This is a genomic window from Pseudomonas duriflava, assembly GCF_007830155.1.
GTDB classification, from domain to species: domain Bacteria; phylum Pseudomonadota; class Gammaproteobacteria; order Pseudomonadales; family Pseudomonadaceae; genus Chryseomonas; species Chryseomonas duriflava.
Genome location: NZ_VLKY01000003.1, coordinates 140,453 through 155,935, shown reverse-complemented (window position 1 = coordinate 155,935; position 15,483 = coordinate 140,453). Strand labels below are relative to the sequence as shown.

General features: G+C 53.2%; 14 protein-coding genes and 1 tRNA gene. 10 read left to right on the top strand and 5 right to left on the bottom strand.

Going from position 1 to position 15,483, the window contains the following annotated elements; translation table 11 throughout:
• Positions 1 to 5: 5 nt before the first annotated feature.
• From hisF to IQ22_RS05180, 5 genes are all read right to left on the bottom strand, one after another.
• Positions 6 to 776, bottom strand: a complete 771-nt coding sequence (gene hisF / locus IQ22_RS05200; protein ID WP_145139147.1) for an imidazole glycerol phosphate synthase subunit HisF — start codon at positions 774 to 776, stop codon at positions 6 to 8.
• A gap of 21 nt (positions 777 to 797) precedes the next feature.
• Positions 798 to 1,535, bottom strand: coding sequence for a 1-(5-phosphoribosyl)-5-[(5-phosphoribosylamino)methylideneamino]imidazole-4-carboxamide isomerase (hisA, locus tag IQ22_RS05195; RefSeq protein WP_145139145.1), 738 nt, complete (start codon positions 1,533 to 1,535; stop codon positions 798 to 800).
• A gap of 193 nt (positions 1,536 to 1,728) precedes the next feature.
• A complete protein-coding gene (gene hisH / locus IQ22_RS05190) occupies positions 1,729 to 2,367 on the bottom strand; it encodes an imidazole glycerol phosphate synthase subunit HisH (RefSeq protein ID WP_145139141.1) in 639 nt (212 codons plus the stop codon).
• On the bottom strand, positions 2,367 to 2,960 hold the full coding sequence (gene hisB / locus IQ22_RS05185) for an imidazoleglycerol-phosphate dehydratase HisB (RefSeq protein WP_145139139.1): 594 nt from the start codon (positions 2,958 to 2,960) through the stop codon (positions 2,367 to 2,369). Before hisB ends, hisH begins: the two co-directional genes overlap by 1 nt.
• Positions 2,961 to 3,112: 152 nt before the next feature.
• Positions 3,113 to 4,771 carry an OFA family MFS transporter gene (locus tag IQ22_RS05180; RefSeq protein WP_145139135.1) on the bottom strand — a complete coding sequence of 553 codons (1,659 nt, stop codon included), beginning with the start codon at positions 4,769 to 4,771 and terminating at the stop codon, positions 3,113 to 3,115.
• 302 nt (positions 4,772 to 5,073) lie between these two features.
• Between IQ22_RS05180 and IQ22_RS05175 the strand changes: the two genes are divergently transcribed.
• From IQ22_RS05175 to IQ22_RS05125, 10 genes are all read left to right on the top strand, one after another.
• On the top strand, positions 5,074 to 7,281 hold the full coding sequence (locus IQ22_RS05175; RefSeq protein WP_145139132.1) for an AsmA family protein: 2,208 nt from the start codon (positions 5,074 to 5,076) through the stop codon (positions 7,279 to 7,281).
• Positions 7,278 to 8,342: an A/G-specific adenine glycosylase gene (mutY, locus tag IQ22_RS05170; RefSeq protein ID WP_145139129.1), complete on the top strand. Its 1,065-nt coding sequence runs from the start codon at positions 7,278 to 7,280 to the stop codon at positions 8,340 to 8,342. Before IQ22_RS05175 ends, mutY begins: the two co-directional genes overlap by 4 nt.
• Complete coding sequence (locus IQ22_RS05165) at positions 8,339 to 8,611, top strand: oxidative damage protection protein (RefSeq protein ID WP_145139126.1); 273 nt, start codon at positions 8,339 to 8,341, stop codon at positions 8,609 to 8,611. The genes mutY and IQ22_RS05165 overlap by 4 nt, the downstream gene beginning before the upstream one ends.
• Before the next feature lie 112 nt (positions 8,612 to 8,723).
• Positions 8,724 to 8,799 (top strand) — tRNA-Phe (locus tag IQ22_RS05160).
• A 526-nt stretch (positions 8,800 to 9,325) separates the two neighbouring features.
• A complete protein-coding gene (locus IQ22_RS05155; protein WP_145139123.1) occupies positions 9,326 to 10,177 on the top strand; it encodes a lipopolysaccharide biosynthesis protein in 852 nt (283 codons plus the stop codon).
• A gap of 2 nt (positions 10,178 to 10,179) precedes the next feature.
• On the top strand, positions 10,180 to 11,112 hold the full coding sequence (locus IQ22_RS05150; protein ID WP_145139120.1) for a glycosyltransferase family 2 protein: 933 nt from the start codon (positions 10,180 to 10,182) through the stop codon (positions 11,110 to 11,112).
• 316 nt (positions 11,113 to 11,428) lie between these two features.
• Positions 11,429 to 12,190 carry a WbqC family protein gene (locus IQ22_RS05140; RefSeq protein ID WP_145139114.1) on the top strand — a complete coding sequence of 254 codons (762 nt, stop codon included), beginning with the start codon at positions 11,429 to 11,431 and terminating at the stop codon, positions 12,188 to 12,190.
• 443 nt (positions 12,191 to 12,633) lie between these two features.
• Positions 12,634 to 13,857: a methyltransferase gene (locus IQ22_RS05135; RefSeq protein ID WP_145139111.1), complete on the top strand. Its 1,224-nt coding sequence runs from the start codon at positions 12,634 to 12,636 to the stop codon at positions 13,855 to 13,857.
• Between the two features lie 506 nt (positions 13,858 to 14,363).
• A complete protein-coding gene (locus IQ22_RS05130) occupies positions 14,364 to 14,705 on the top strand; it encodes a ribonuclease E inhibitor RraB (RefSeq protein ID WP_145139109.1) in 342 nt (113 codons plus the stop codon).
• 84 nt (positions 14,706 to 14,789) lie between these two features.
• Positions 14,790 to 15,011, top strand: coding sequence for a hypothetical protein (locus IQ22_RS05125; RefSeq protein WP_145139106.1), 222 nt, complete (start codon positions 14,790 to 14,792; stop codon positions 15,009 to 15,011).
• Positions 15,012 to 15,483: the final 472 nt, after the last annotated feature.

Sequence of the window (15,483 nt, the reverse complement as noted above, 5' to 3'; positions counted from 1 at the left end):
TCAATCTAGCGCACCACAATTCCCCGCTCGGCTAGAAAAGCCTTTGCCTGAGGCACACTGTATTCTCCGAAGTGGAAGATACTGGCCGCCAGCACTGCAGAGGCCTTGCCCTCCAAGATACCCGCTGCTAGATGTTCGAGATTACCTACGCCACCAGAAGCGATAACAGGAATGCCAACCGCTTCGCTGATCGCACGGGTCACCCCAAGGTCGAAACCGCTCTTGGTGCCATCCTGGTCCATGCTGGTAAGCAGAATCTCACCCGCGCCCAGTTCTTCCATCTTTTGCGCCCAGGCTACGGCATCCAGCCCGGTGGGTTTGCGACCGCCATGCGTGAAGATTTCCCAACGAGGTGCTTCACCCGGCCCAGAAACCTTCTTGGCATCAATGGCGACCACGATGCATTGAGAGCCGAAACGAGCCGACGCCTCACCAACAAACTCAGGCGTAAATACCGCTGCCGTATTGATCGAAACCTTGTCAGCACCCGCATTAAGTAGGTTACGAATATCCTGCACGGTCCGTACACCGCCGCCTACAGTCAGCGGAATGAAGACCTGACTAGCCATCCGCTCGACGGTGTGCAAGGTAGTATCGCGACCCTGATGACTGGCCGTGATATCAAGGAACGTGATTTCATCAGCGCCCTGCTCGTTATAGCGACGCGCAATCTCGACCGGGTCCCCAGCATCACGGATGTTCTCGAATTTGACACCCTTCACCACGCGTCCATTATCAACGTCGAGGCAGGGAATGATTCTCTTGGCAAGTGCCATACTGCTCTCTCTCGTCAGTGATTACGCCGAATAACGGTCACATAAGGCTTGGGCTTCGGCCACGTCCAGCGTGCCCTCATAAATTGCACGCCCAGTAATCGCACCAATGATGCCGGGCGCCTTGGCGTCCAACAAATTCTGGATATCGCCTAGGTTATGGATACCGCCCGACGCAATGACCGGAATCCGCGTGGCATTGGCCAGAGCCGCAGTAAAGGGTACGTTGCAACCCTGCATCATGCCGTCCCGCGCAATGTCGGTGTAAACGATAGCCGAGACGCCATCGCTCTCGAAACGCTTGGCCAGATCGATTACCTGCACCTGGCTAACCTCAGCCCAGCCATCAGTCGCGACAAAACCATCCTTTGCATCTAACCCTACGATAACCTTGCCGGGAAAGACACGGCATGCCTCGGTCACAAACTCCGGCTCCTTAACGGCCTTGGTTCCGATGATCACATAGCTCACGCCTGCCTTGACGTAATGCTCAACGGTATCCAGCGAGCGGATACCGCCACCAATCTGGATGGGCAACGTTGGATACCGTTTGGCAATGGCCGTCACGACTTCGCCATTGACGGGCTGACCTTCGAATGCGCCATTGAGGTCGACCAGGTGAAGACGACGACACCCGCCTTCGACCCATTTGGCCGCCATGCTTACCGGGTCATCAGAAAATACCGTGGAGTCTTCCATCCGGCCTTGCCGCAAGCGCACACAGGCGCCGTCTTTCAAGTCAATCGCAGGAATAATCAGCATGTGAGTCTTAATCCAGGGTAACCAAGGCGTCAGCATTTCTCGAGAAACCAGAGGCCAGCTTCTGCTATACAGCCGACCTGCACCTCAAGAGCTGCCATGTTGTCATTGTTCTGTGCTATTTCAGCGTGAAGGCTTCCGTAGCACCCTTCTTTCCAGCGAGCCGAAGCATCTTTCGGAAAGGAGTATTGCTCTTTTACCAGCGGCCGTCCCAGGCAACGAAGTTCTGATAAAGCTGTAAACCGCAGGTCGCGCTCTTTTCCGGGTGGAACTGCGTAGCGAAGCGGGTCCCATCCGCCAAGGCGGCTGCGAAATCACATCCGTAATGACCGCGCCCTACTACCTGATGCGGATTGCCTGCTTCGACGTAGTAGCTGTGAACAAAGTAAAAGCGGCTGCGATCAGAGATCCCATGCCATAGGGGATGGTCGCAGCTGTGTATAACTTCGTTCCAACCCATGTGCGGAACTTTCAGTTTCTCACCGCCCTCAGTCATATCGCCAGGAAAGCGGCGTACATGGCCAGGAAACAGACCGATGCAGTCGACACCATCATTTTCCTCGCTGCTCTCCATTAGCGCCTGCATCCCGACACAAACACCAAGGAAGGGCCGGTCACGGCTAACCTCACGCACCAACGTGTCAATGCCCAAACGCCGAATCTCGGCCATGCAGTCGCGTATCGCGCCCACCCCGGGCAGGACAATGCGATCAGCCTCGCGAATGACTCGCGCATCGCCTGTTACCAGGACCCGAGCAGAGCCCGAATACTCTAAAGCCTTGGCAACCGAATGCAGATTACCCATGCCATAGTCAATGACCGCTACCGTCTGCATTACAGGCACCCCTTGGTAGACGGCATCTGGCCAGCCATACGCTCGTCATGGCTCACAGCCATTCGCAGGGCCCGACCAAACGCCTTGAACACGGTTTCGATCTGATGGTGGGTATTGATACCGCGCAGGTTATCTACATGCAGGGTTACCTGGGCATGATTGACGAAGCCCTGGAAAAACTCGATGAACAGGTCCACATCGAAATTACCTACAACCGCACGGGTAAAAGGAACATGCCAGTGCAATCCTGGGCGACCGGAGAAATCGATGACGACACGAGACAGGGCTTCGTCCAGCGGCACATAGGCATGCCCGTAGCGATAGATACCCTTCTTGTCGCCAATCGCCTGGGCAAATGCCTGGCCCAGTGTGATCCCTACGTCCTCAACGGTATGGTGATCGTCGATATGCAGGTCACCTTTGCACTGGATATCCAGATCGATCAAACCATGACGGGCGATCTGATCCAGCATGTGCTCGAGGAAAGGGACACCGATATCGAATCGGGCCTGTCCCGTACCATCCAGGTTAATGGATACCTTGACCTGGGTCTCCAGGGTATTACGTTCGACGGCTGCCTTGCGTTCGGCCATTACCAGCTCCGCGAGATGGGGGCAAAAGGGTACGCATTATAGAAGCCGATGCTCGTTAGCAGAAGCGCCTATGGCTGAACAGCATGAAGGTGATGGGATGAATGGTGTAACAAATGAAGAAGCGGCAGGCCTTACGCCTGCCGCTTGGGGACTCAGCCGAACATTACGGCCGTTTTCTCTAGGGTAATCAGCACCCCCCAGGCTAGCGGAATAACAACTGCAGCCCAAGCCAGGGCGACCCATATTTTGCTGGACGAATCAGCCGCCCATTCGACGGTGACATTACTGAAATTAGTGTCGCTGCCCTTGGAGCGCTCAACAGCCAATTCCGCTTCTGTCATAAAGTACTTATCAGCTACCGGCCGGATGAGCAGGTTACACACGAAACCGGCGATCAACAGGGCAGACAGGATATAGAGTGTCATGTTGTACACATCTGTCCGTGGAACCCCCATGTTCAACTGGTACTCACGCAGATAGGTAACCAGCACAGGCCCGAAAATACCGGCAGCGGCCCAGGCAGTTAGTAAGCGACCATGAATCGCACCAACCATTTGAGTTCCGAACAGGTCAGCCAGGTAAGCCGGCACCGTTGCGAAAGCACCGCCGTACATGGACAGGATCAGACAGAAGGCAAATACGAAGAATGCCACGCTACGAATACTGCCTGTCCACGGCACGATGGCGTAGAGCACAAAACCCAGCGCGAAGAAGACAAAGAAAGTGGTTTTACGACCGATATAGTCCGAAAATGACGCCCAGAAGAAACGTCCGCCAATATTGAACAGACTCAACAGGCCAGTAAAGCCGGCAGCAATCGTGGCGATTTGTGCCAATTGCTCTTTACTCAGGTCACTGAAGCGCACATTGATATCGATCAGCTTGCCGCCGAACACTTCCTGCAGCATGGGCGAGGCCATACCTATAATACCGATACCCGCAGAAACGTTCAGACACAGGACAGCCCAGACCAACCAGAACTGAGGTGTGCGCCAGGCTTTGCTGACATGCACGTGACGGCTGGTGATCATGTCGTTGCCATTCTTCTTCAGCGAAGGCGCCCAGCCCTCCGGACGCCAGCCGGCTGGCGGAACGCGATACGCCAGCGCACCGCCGATCATGAAGACGAAATAGATTCCGGCCATAGCGAGGAAGCACTGCCATACACCTACATCGGTCGACGTCGCGAAATGCCGCATCAGTACGTCTGCCAAGGGGGCACCCACCATCGCGCCGCCGCCAAAGCCCATGATAGCCATACCGGTAGCCATACCACGCTTGTCCGGGAACCACTTGATCAGGGTCGAGACTGGCGAAATGTAGCCGAGTCCCAGGCCAATCCCGCCAATAACACCGGACCCCAGCCAGAGTAGCCAAATATGATGCGTATAGACGCCCATGGCCGAGATGACCAGGCCACCACACCAGAGAATGGCAGAGATTATGCCGACCTTCCGTGGACCAGCATGCTCCAACCAACCACCGAAGATAGCAGCCGAGCAGCCTAGAAACAGGAAGAATAGGGTATATACCCAGCTTAGCATCGAGATTTTCCAGTCACAGCTGGCTGAAAATATCTGATCAAAAAAGCTCATGTCCGGCGCACAGGCGACCGGTGCGTCGATACCTACGGCACGCGACAATGGCAACCAGAATACGGAGAAACCATAGGCCATACCGATACACATGTGGATGGCCAGCGCTGCGGGCGGAACAAGCCAGCGGTTGAAGCCGTGCGTTGCAGTAATCCGTTCCTTGGATAGGAAAGCGGGACGAGCGGTAGTACCACCCTGGGTGAGCGTTATGCTCATGTAGATCCCCTCTATTGAAATGTTGGCGATGCGATCAAGGCTTACAGAACCGAGCGTTCCCCAACGCACGGTCCCGTGAAATCGTTAGCACTTGTTTCGTGATCGGCCGCGACGATAGAGCGCCCCCTAATGAAATACCAGAGAAAAACGCTCAATTTTTTATGACGATTGCCAAACGGCAGTTCTAACGCGACGGATAACCTGCTGTCAGAGAGGCTTCACCTAAACGTCTGCCCCGGCAAAACGACCACCCAGCGGCGTTATACTCGGTTTTACTTCAGATTTTTGATAAGGATTCGTCAATGAAAGCCTTCGGCAAAGTGCTCGGCCTGATCCTGCTAGGCCTCTTGCTGATTCTTGTAGCACTCGGCTTTGCGCTGTCCCACTTGTTCGATCCTAATGACTATAAGGATGAAATTCGTGAGCTAGCCCGTGACAAGGCCAACATCGAATTGACCTTAAAGGGTGATATCGGCTGGAGCCTGTTTCCGTGGCTGGGGCTCGAACTGCACGAGGCAACGATTGCTAGCCTGGACACGCCGCAACAGCCTGTAGCCAACGTACAGCGCCTAGTTTTTTCTGTACGCGTTCTGCCGCTACTGCGGCGAGATGTCGAAATGAGCGATATCCGCGTGGACGGTCTGGATTTAACGTTGGCTCGGGATGAGACTGGAAAAGGTAATTGGGAAAACGTTGGCAAGCCGGTTAACGCCCAGACCAAAGCCCCAGTCGCCGATACATCTTCCAGCCCTCAGGAATCATCGCGCGCCCCGGTCAAGCTTGATATCGACAGCCTTACCGTACGCAATTCGCGCCTGGATTACACCGATGCGCGTAGTGGTGAACACTATGCCTTTGAGGAATTCGGCCTGACCACCGGTAGCATTCGTGAAGGCACCTCGATTCCTCTCACACTAACAGGCACGCTGACCAGTAATCAGCCTCCCATCAAGGCCTCTCTAGCCCTGACGGGGAACATGCGCTTCGACATGGCCTTGCAGCGCTTTCAGCTGGAAAACGCCAGCCTCTCTGGTGAGGCGGCAGGTGAGCCGCTTGCGGGTAAGCTCCTAAGCTATTCTGCAGAGGGGCAGATCCTAGTTGACCGGGCTGCTCAGATCGCAGAATGGAACAGCTTGAAACTTTCGTTCAATCAGCTCAAAGCCCTAGGCGAGCTCAAGGTAAGAGATCTGGAAAATGAGCCCAAGCTGGAGGGCGGACTGTCCATGGCTCAGACCGACCTTCGGGATTTTCTGACAGGAATAGGCGTGACGCTACCCGAAATGGCTGATGCCAACACGCTCAAGCACGTTGAGTTCAATACACGCTTGGCTGGTACCCGCAACAGCTTGGTCTTGGAAGACCTTAATCTTGTACTGGACGGCAGTCACCTTAGCGGCCGTGTAGCTATCGAGGACTTTACCCGCCAAGCCCTTCGAATCGATCTCAAGGGTGATCAGTTTGATCTGGACCGCTACCTGCCAGCCAAGGCGGCAACGGCTCAACAGGCCAGCAACGAGGCCCGAAAGCAAGAAGTCAGCACCGCTGAGGCCGTGGCCAGCCAGGGCAACTCTGCCCTACCCAAAGCCCCTACTGAGCATGCCTGGAGCGATGCCCCCTTTCTGCCTGTAGAGCGCCTGCGCACCCTTGATCTAAAGGCGACGCTTGCGCTTAATCGTTTTACCGTGACGCGCTTGCCAATCGACAATGCCAGTCTCGCGCTTAATAGCACAGATGGACAGCTGACGTTAAGCGAGCTACGCGGCGACTTGTTCGGAGGCCGTTTTCAGGCCAACGGAAGCCTTGATGTTCGTAGCGCCACCCCCCACATTGTGTTTAGTGAGCGCATAGCCCATGTTCCGGTGGACAAAATTCTTGAAGCCCAGGGACAGGAGCCGCCGTTGCGAGGTGCTTTGGACCTGGATGCGGACCTTACCGCACGAGGCAACAGCCAGAAGGCCTGGATGGATAGCCTCGACGGTACAGCCCGTTTTCGTATCAGCAATGGCGTCCTGGCCAATGCCAATCTGGAAAGCCAGCTCTGTCAGGGCATCGCTTTGCTGAATCGCGAAGCACTGAGTCAAGTTTATAGCGGCCAGGACACCCCTTTCCGAGAATTCAGCGGCAGCTTGACTATCGTTGACGGCGTCGCCAGTAACCGTGACCTGATTGCTCGTATTCCTGGCCTTACAGCCAAAGGAAACGGCGCTATAGATTTGCGTGTCCTGGGGCTCGATTATCGTGTCGGCATTTTGCTTGAGGGCGACAACAGTGACATGCCTGATCCAGCCTGCCAAATCAACGAGCGCTACGCTGGCATCGAATGGCCGCTGCACTGCCGCGGCCCACTGGAACTAGGCGCCAAAGCCTGCCGCCTCGACCGTGAAGGCATGACTCAGATCGTCAGCCGTCTGGCTGGCAGTCGTATCAACGACAAAATCGACGAAAAGCTAGGCGACAAGATCAGCCCCGAGCTAAAAGATGCCATTAAAGGGTTATTCAACAAACAATGAGTCCGGAACATTTTTCCGCAGCCGTGCTGAACTGGTACGACCTGCATGGCCGCAAGGACCTACCCTGGCAGCAAGACATCACGCCGTACAGGGTTTGGGTCTCGGAAATCATGCTGCAACAGACGCAAGTTGGTACGGTGCTGGGCTACTACGATCGTTTCATGACAGCCCTACCCAACGTACAAGCCCTTGCGGAGGCGACCGAAGACGAAGTCCTGCATTTATGGACAGGCCTGGGCTATTACAGCCGGGCCCGTAATCTGCACAAGACGGCCCAAATCATTGTCGACACGTATCAAGGCGAGTTTCCCCACAGCGCCGAGGCCTTGGCCGAGCTGCCTGGCATTGGCCGCTCTACGGCAGGCGCCATTGCCAGCCTTTCCATGGGATTGCGTGCGCCGATTCTGGATGGCAACGTCAAGCGCGTACTGGCACGCTACACTGCCCAACCGGGCTACCCGGGCGAACCAGCAGTGGCCCGGCTGTTATGGGAGGCCGCTGATCGCTACACGCCTCATACACGTGTTAACCATTACACCCAGGCCATGATGGATCTAGGTGCGACGCTCTGCACCCGTAGCCGGCCAACTTGCCTGCTCTGCCCGCTCAAGGAAGGCTGCCGCGCCCACCTGCTAGGCCGTGAAACGGCTTTTCCAGAGGCGAAGCCTCGCAAGACCTTGCCGCAGAAGCGTACCGTTATGCCGCTGCTTCTCAATGATGAAAATGCCATTCTACTGTACCGACGCCCGTCCATAGGCCTCTGGGGCGGCCTATGGAGCCCTCCTGAGCTTGAAACGGTTGATCAGCTCAGCATATTGACCAACCACCACCACCTCATTGAGGAAAAGCGGCAGGCACTGCCTCCACTTACCCATACGTTTAGCCACTTTCAACTCGATATCGAACCCTGGCTGGTTCATGTGGACAGCCGCAACCAGGCCATGACTGAGTCAGACTGGGTCTGGTATAACCTCGCCGCACCGCCACGCCTCGGGCTGGCCGCCCCGGTGAAAAAATTGCTCAAGCGCGCCGAAGAGGCGCTCAAAGGAGAAGCCGTATGACCCGCACCGTAATGTGCCGCAAATTCAAACAGGAACTGCCTGGCCTTGATCGTCCGCCCTATCCCGGCGCCAAAGGCGAGGATATTTACCAGAACGTTTCCAAACAGGCTTGGGATGATTGGCAAAAGCACCAGACCATGCTTATCAATGAGCGCCGACTGAGCATGATGAATGCTGAAGACCGCAAGTTCCTCCAACAGGAAATGGATAAGTTTCTGTCCGGCGAAGAATATGCACAGGCTGAAGGCTACGTTCCCCCTAGCGCTTGAAGTATTTACAGGTGGACATCAGTCCGGAATACCTTAAGTTTCGGTAAAACCTGAAATTTTTTTAAATCGGCGCTTGACAGTCTCTCGAGAAACCCGTTTAATGCGCCCCGTTGCCCAGGTAGCTCAGTTGGTAGAGCAGGGGATTGAAAATCCCCGTGTCGGCGGTTCGATTCCGTCCCTGGGCACCATGAATACTAAGCAAAAAGGCTCACCCATGCGGTGGGCCTTTTTGCTTTTGAAGAAATTTTCGTTTCGCTTCAGAAAAGCCCGCTCTCTCGTAGAATCCTCTCCAAGCCGACAGGCTGTTTTTCACTCTCGTTAGGCAAGAAAAAGTTACAGGTTATTCGGCAATTTTTACCTAGCCCGACTTGACAGTACTTACCGACTGGCCGATATCTTAATGCACAGTAAGAGCGCAGCTTCGGCTTGCTTCTATTCACAAGCTGTTTTCCGCTCATAGCTATCTGCTCGACGCCTAAAGCGCCGAATGCGGTAGCCGTGTATCAGCGCAACACCTAATAGCCCGTACCCCAACGATTTACACGATTCGTCATACACCAAAACCTGACGATACCCATGTGTACATGCGGCCTTTTAAGGCACTTCATATACTGCTCGGCTTGATGTGCTCTTCGATACCTCCCCAAGGATTTTCCAAGGACGGAAGAATGCCTATCGTCGAATGCCTTTATCGCAGTGGTTAACTGGCTTTTCATGGGTAGCCGTAAAGCCTGCATACCCTTTGCTGCCAGCCTGTCATTTACCTCCATCCTGTGGATAGCGCTGACCCAACTGGATAAGGTTTTGCTCTCCAAGATCTTACTGCTTAGAGAGTATGGGTACTTTTCTTTGGTAGCCCTTATTTCAGGCAGCATGATGATTTTGACCAATCCATTGGTGCAGACGCTTCTGCCACGGATGACCAGGCTGACCGCCCAAGGGCGAATCGCTGAGATGCACCACCTCTACCGGAACGCTACCAGCTTCGCCTGTAGCATCCTCTCTCCCTTAGCTGCCGTTATCGCCTTTCATGCTCAGGACCTAGTGTTTGCCTGGACCGGTGATCAAGAAGCGGCAGATTGGAGCCGCTCGGTTTTGCCTTGGTATGCATTGGGCAGTGCAGCCGCAGCCATTGGCGCTTTTCCTTTTTATCTGCAATACGCCCAAGGGCGTCTACGAATGCATATGTGGTACAGCGTACTGTCCACCTTACTCAGCATTCCCATCATCGTTGCCGCGACTGTGCACTACGGCGCTCAAGGGGTAGCACTCACCTGGTTTGGGCTGCATCTCACGGCCTTTATCGTTTGGCCTGCTATTGCCCATAGTCATTTCGCTCCAGGCCTACACAGCCCTTGGACACAAGACATGTTCCGCATCGTAATAGTAACGGCAGCTGGCCTTTTAATAAGCGACCCGCTGCTCAAGGTGATCGCAAGCGACAACCGTTTCGACATATTCCTGGGTCTGGCCGTCTGCGGAGCTGTCTACCTGACGCTAGTAGCAATAACGTCCCGTCCCGTAACCCTGAAGCTGTACGTTCTACTTACAAAAGAGAGGACCTAAAAATGGAATTGAAAAGCGAACAAGCCTTGATGGCGTCTTGGAGCGGGCAGACTCAACCAGTACTAAGCATCATCTGCTTGGCCTATAACCATGCCGGGTTCATACGAAAGACGCTGGAGGGATTCCTTGAGCAGGAAACGGACTTTCCGTTCGAGATTATCGTTCATGATGATGCATCGAGCGACACGACACCTCTGATCATCGCCGAATACGCAGCGCGCTATCCTACTGTTATCAAACCGATCTACCAGGCACAGAACCAGTACACCCTGGGCGTACCTTTCAGCACGCGGCTGTTTGCTCAAGCACGCGGACGGTACATCGCCTACTGCGAAGGCGATGACTACTGGACAGACTCACGAAAGCTGCAGATTCAGGTCGACTTTCTTGAAAACAACCGGGACTACGTGATGACGTATCACGATGCGTTCATGTTTGATAGCAAACGCATCCTTCGCCCCATCCATCTCACCGGCAAGTACCGACGTGATGCCAGCGCCAAAGAACTTATGCAAGGCCGACCGATATCTACCCTAACCGTCTGCTTCCGTAACGTAATCCATGAGTTACCCCCTGAACTGCATGGTGTTGAGGTACTGGATATTTGCTGGTGGTCTCTGCTGGGCGCCCACGGCAAGGGCAAATTCATAGAGGCCATTCGCCCAGCGGCTTATCGCGTGCACGAAGGAGGCATCTTTTCCATGCGGACCAGCCAACAGCGGATTCGCATGTCCCTTCATGCCTATTACAGTTTGGCGCGTTACTACCAGCGCATCGGCAACAAAGCCTTATATGACTATTTCCTGGTTCAGGTTTTCAGCCACTGCCTAGCTCTAATTTCGCCCGCAAATAAGCTGCAGGCTCTTTTTACGATCGGCCAGAACATCGCCATCAACCTGTTCAAACGTATAAGTCCCGCGACGAGCCGGAGCTGAAGTTAACCGCTAGAAGTAGATCGCATTGACGCATCGACACAAGGAAGGATCCTATGACTACCCTCTCCTCTCATATCCCTACGACTGCCACAGTTTCCTCTATCGATCAGCGAGCCCTCATTCTCGCCATGGCTGGCCCTTGGGCCACACTGGATATTGTATATAGCCTCACGCCCTGGCCAGAGGATGACTCTTTCCCTCCTACTTTTCCCAACTCTTTATCAGAGCCTACTGAATACCGCCAATACCGGTTGCAGTAGCCAGATCTCTCGTGCTTCGCAGCACACCGGAACGCAATCTTTAAAGGAGGCACACCATGGCAAGAACCATATCGATGATGCAGCCCTACCTGTTTCCCTATCTGGGTTATTTTCAATTGATTGCAGCCAGCGATGCCTTCGTCCTGGGAGACGACTTGCAATACGTCAAACGCTCCTGGATGAACCGCAACCGGATTCTGACCCAGGAACAGGCTAACTTGATTACCTTCCCGCTGCGCAGAGGCGGGCACCTTGATGCCATCAATGAACGCTGGCTTTGTGACCAATTCGAACAGGAAGCGGCTCAGCTCATTAAGGTAATCGAGCGCAGCTATGCCAAGGCGCCTTATCGCCTGGATGCATTGGATCTGTTGAGAAGCATTTTAGGTAGCAGTGAACGAAATTTAGCCCGCTTTGCTGAACTGTCGATTCGATCGTTATGCGCTTATATGCGAATCGATACGCCTATTTATGTGCAATCACAATTGGCAAATACGCAAGACATGGACAAGCAGGATCGCGTGATCTTTCTTACACAAAGACTGGAGGGGCGTCGTTATCTCAATCTCATCGGTGGCATCTCCCTTTACTGCCCTGCCTATTTGGCTAGCCATGATATAGAGCTGCGCTTTTTGAGCATGAACGACCTGACATATCCGCAAGGTAAACATGCTTTCGTGCCATCATTGTCTATCATTGACGTTTTGATGTTTAACTCAAGAGATGAAGTAAAGCGTTTACTAGAATGTTATACCGAAATCGAAAGTCCTCTCCTTTTCGAGAGCAGCGCAAGTGGACAACCCCAGCTGAGTCTTTAATCGTTTGGGTTTGTCCCGCTTGCAAGCTCCTTAACCTCACCATAACTCCAAGAGGTCCAGTGTCCTGACTCGCAAGTTCAATCAAGTACAAGCGAAAGGTAAGCATGAAAAGCCCTACCAGGTCTCTGGCGAGAAGCGAAAACGCTGTAGAACCTTCCGCCAATCTCTAAACGGCACCGCTATAGCTACCAAGCAGACTATGATTCAGGACACTAAGGACTTACAAGATATTGGTATCAGGCGTGTTGGCAGCAGGAACCGTTGTTTTCTGTACTGCATTATTCATCTACAACGTCTAGGCAACTGACAGCTATGTTTGGAGCTATCTTCGCAAGTCACTTAGGTAAGCAAATCGAAGCCCATTATTTCTCGCTCAGCCTCTACTGATTACGAGCTCCTGGCCGCTAAGCTATGCTCCACCGCTTTTTATGATCCGCCCCGGTATGAGCCCGTTACATTCTGCCTCCTTTCTCCAGACCCACGATCTATATGATCGATTCCAGGCGCTAGATGCGTTTTTAATCGAGCATCAGCCACTGTGGCGGCCAAAACCGTTCACAATGCTGACTTTACTTTGGGAAGCAGACTATCCACTCCTTTCCGCCTGGCTACGTAGCCGTACCCTGGAAGAGGCCGACCGGGTCCATACACAACTCCATCTCCTCAACGCACCGCCACCATTCAACCAGTGGCTTCGTCAGGCTATGGCCTTAAGTGTTATAGGCGAACTGCCTAGTCAATACACCCAAACTCCCTCCGCAACGCCAGCTGATGTGCCAGGCCGTAAATGGCAGCAAGTAGAGGCCTTTGCCCGTCATGCACAATTTCTTCATACACCTACACACTGGCTAGACTGGTGCTCAGGCAAAGGCCATCTAGGGCGACACCTGGCGGCGAACGGGGCGGCCCTTGATTGTCTTGAATTCGATGTCGCGCTGGTAGAAGAGGGGCAACGTCTCAGCAATCGCTCTCAGCTCAACGCCAACCATTATGTGCAGGATGTCCTTAGCGATACCGTCACCATGCGGCTCAATGCAAGTCATACTCCTGTAGCCCTACATGCCTGTGGCGATCTGCATATACGTCTACTTGAAATAGCCACTCGAGCCGGCTGTAAGGCCATGGCTATTGCACCCTGTTGCTACAACCGGATTACCTCTGATCAGCATCAGCCTCTCTCACGCCCTGCCCTGTCCTCACCCTTGCGCCTGAATCGTGATGACCTAAGCTTACCGCTTTGCGAGACAGTGACCGCCAACCTGCGAACCCGTCAGCAGCGCGATGTCTCCATGGCGCGCCGACTGGGCTTTGATCTGCTGCAGCGCGACCTAAGCGGGCTCGATGAATACCTGCCTACTCCCTCCCTACCTACAAGTTGGCTGAAGAAGTCCTACCGGGACTACTGCTACGATCTAGCTGCACTCAAACAACTACCCGTCCCGGCCGAGCGAAATTGGCAGGTACTCGAACGAAAAGGCTGGGAGCGTCTTGCTATCGTACGCAACCTAGAGCTAGTAAGAGGTTTATTTCGAAGACCGCTAGAGGTTTGGCTATTACTTGACCGTGCCCTCTTCTTGAAAGAGCAGGGCTATGAAGTCAAACTCGGACAGTTTTGTAACTACTCACTCACGCCTCGCAATTTAATGCTAGTTGCTGAGCGATCATGAGCCCAAAAAGGCAGAAGCTACCCTTTGCTCAAAAGAAAACCTGTGGATAACTCTGTGTGCAGAATCTGTATAGCCTGTAGGAAACACACAGGGCATCAGGCTTCTAGGCTTAATGCAATTGTTGAATAAGAAGAAGCATCATCCTTAGCCTAGAAAACTATCACTGCTCAGCGAGGCGAAAACTTGCTGTTTTCACTTGTAACGAATACTACGCTACGAAAAAGATCTGAATGCAAACAGCCTAGAAGTTGCTTTCGAGTTATTTGAATGGGGTGTCACTGAACATAGAGCAGGATGTAAATAGGTTCCTAGGTACGCCATGGCTTTACCATTGAGTAAGTCGCTCAAGCTTGCCAAGCTTTAAGCGCACCATACTGGCACTCTCACTAGTATTGCCGCTGCCTATATTGAGCTGGCACGTCGATACGTACCTTATAAAAATGAGCAAAAGTCGCAGGTATCTGCCACACTCGAAGTAACTCATTGGTCAAAAAATAGGAAAGCTCATGCCTCGCGACTATCAGCAGTTCCCAGATGACCAGAACGGAGACGCACTTTGGGACATGCATGAAAACGGTGTGGACTTGGAGCTCGATCACGAGATCGAATTTGCTGTTGTTTTCCCCTCTGAGGACAACGCTCTAAGCTTTGCCATGTTGCTGGTTAGAAACGGCCAGAAAGTGGCATTCTCTCCTTACGAAGAAAACGAACAGCTTCCCTGGCAAGTTCTAGCCTATCCCGTAATGCAGCCTACTCACTCCAATATCAGTGAGTATGAGGAGCTGCTAGCTACACATGCTGCTCCGCTTGGCGGAGAACTCGACGGCTGGGGCTCTCTGGAAGTATAACCTTTCAGCGAACCACCCCATAAATTGTGATGCGTATCACATTAACTTAGGCGTAACATTGGCTCCTTTCCAGAGGAGCCCGTGATGCGTTACTTTTTGTCGATCTGGCTAGGTATTGGCGGCTGCTTTGTTTTTATGGACTCAGGAAAGCCCTATGCCGCTCTCCTATGTTTAAGCATTAGTTGGGGCATTGCGCTATTTTTGCAGCCACATCGCAAGGGCTTGCTTCTCACCCCTAAAGAGTATGTCACTACTAAATCTCACACACAGCCTGAAGATAGATCAGTTAACGATTCATCTTCTTGAAATGTTAGACATGAAGCGCATGTGCCTCTAGAGGCACACGGCCCCGCTTGGCCTTTCTAGTAGTTTCGACAGTTAGTCTTTTTCCCCATCCAGCTTTACAGCGCCAGAGCGGTAAAATAGGCAAACCGGTTTCAGCCTTTCGTCTGTCCGAGCTCCCGCTTATCGGCATATAGGTGTGGTCAAATTTTGACTATGGCCACACCTCAGCCCTCTAAAAGGTGACCCTCATCACCTTTCGAAAAATTACTTAACCTTCTAGCAGCTATTTAATTCTTGAATAGAACCTAAGCGCCTGATCACTAGTTAGACCGTGCTGAACCTTTGAATTTTTCGACGGTCCTACCGACGGCTACAGTTACCGTTGAAGAATTCTCCGAGCTAGTGCAATGAAACCTTAAACACGTTCAGTTGTTATCGACTGCGACTTCTCGTCGATCGTTGTCATTGATCATTCGGTCCTGTTGAAGTTCGT

Coding starts and splice junctions, on each gene's coding strand:
- hisF (WP_145139147.1), bottom strand. CDS start 776: ATGGCACTTGCCAAGAGAATCATTCCCTGCCTCGACGTTGATAATGGA.
- hisA (WP_145139145.1), bottom strand. CDS start 1,535: ATGCTGATTATTCCTGCGATTGACTTGAAAGACGGCGCCTGTGTGCGC.
- hisH (WP_145139141.1), bottom strand. CDS start 2,367: ATGCAGACGGTAGCGGTCATTGACTATGGCATGGGTAATCTGCATTCG.
- hisB (WP_145139139.1), bottom strand. CDS start 2,960: ATGGCCGAACGCAAGGCAGCCGTCGAACGTAATACCCTGGAGACCCAG.
- IQ22_RS05180 (WP_145139135.1), bottom strand. CDS start 4,771: ATGAGCATAACGCTCACCCAGGGTGGTACTACCGCTCGTCCCGCTTTC.
- IQ22_RS05175 (WP_145139132.1), top strand. CDS start 5,074: ATGAAAGCCTTCGGCAAAGTGCTCGGCCTGATCCTGCTAGGCCTCTTG.
- mutY (WP_145139129.1), top strand. CDS start 7,278: ATGAGTCCGGAACATTTTTCCGCAGCCGTGCTGAACTGGTACGACCTG.
- IQ22_RS05165 (WP_145139126.1), top strand. CDS start 8,339: ATGACCCGCACCGTAATGTGCCGCAAATTCAAACAGGAACTGCCTGGC.
- IQ22_RS05155 (WP_145139123.1), top strand. CDS start 9,326: ATGGGTAGCCGTAAAGCCTGCATACCCTTTGCTGCCAGCCTGTCATTT.
- IQ22_RS05150 (WP_145139120.1), top strand. CDS start 10,180: ATGGAATTGAAAAGCGAACAAGCCTTGATGGCGTCTTGGAGCGGGCAG.
- IQ22_RS05140 (WP_145139114.1), top strand. CDS start 11,429: ATGGCAAGAACCATATCGATGATGCAGCCCTACCTGTTTCCCTATCTG.
- IQ22_RS05135 (WP_145139111.1), top strand. CDS start 12,634: ATGAGCCCGTTACATTCTGCCTCCTTTCTCCAGACCCACGATCTATAT.
- IQ22_RS05130 (WP_145139109.1), top strand. CDS start 14,364: ATGCCTCGCGACTATCAGCAGTTCCCAGATGACCAGAACGGAGACGCA.
- IQ22_RS05125 (WP_145139106.1), top strand. CDS start 14,790: ATGCGTTACTTTTTGTCGATCTGGCTAGGTATTGGCGGCTGCTTTGTT.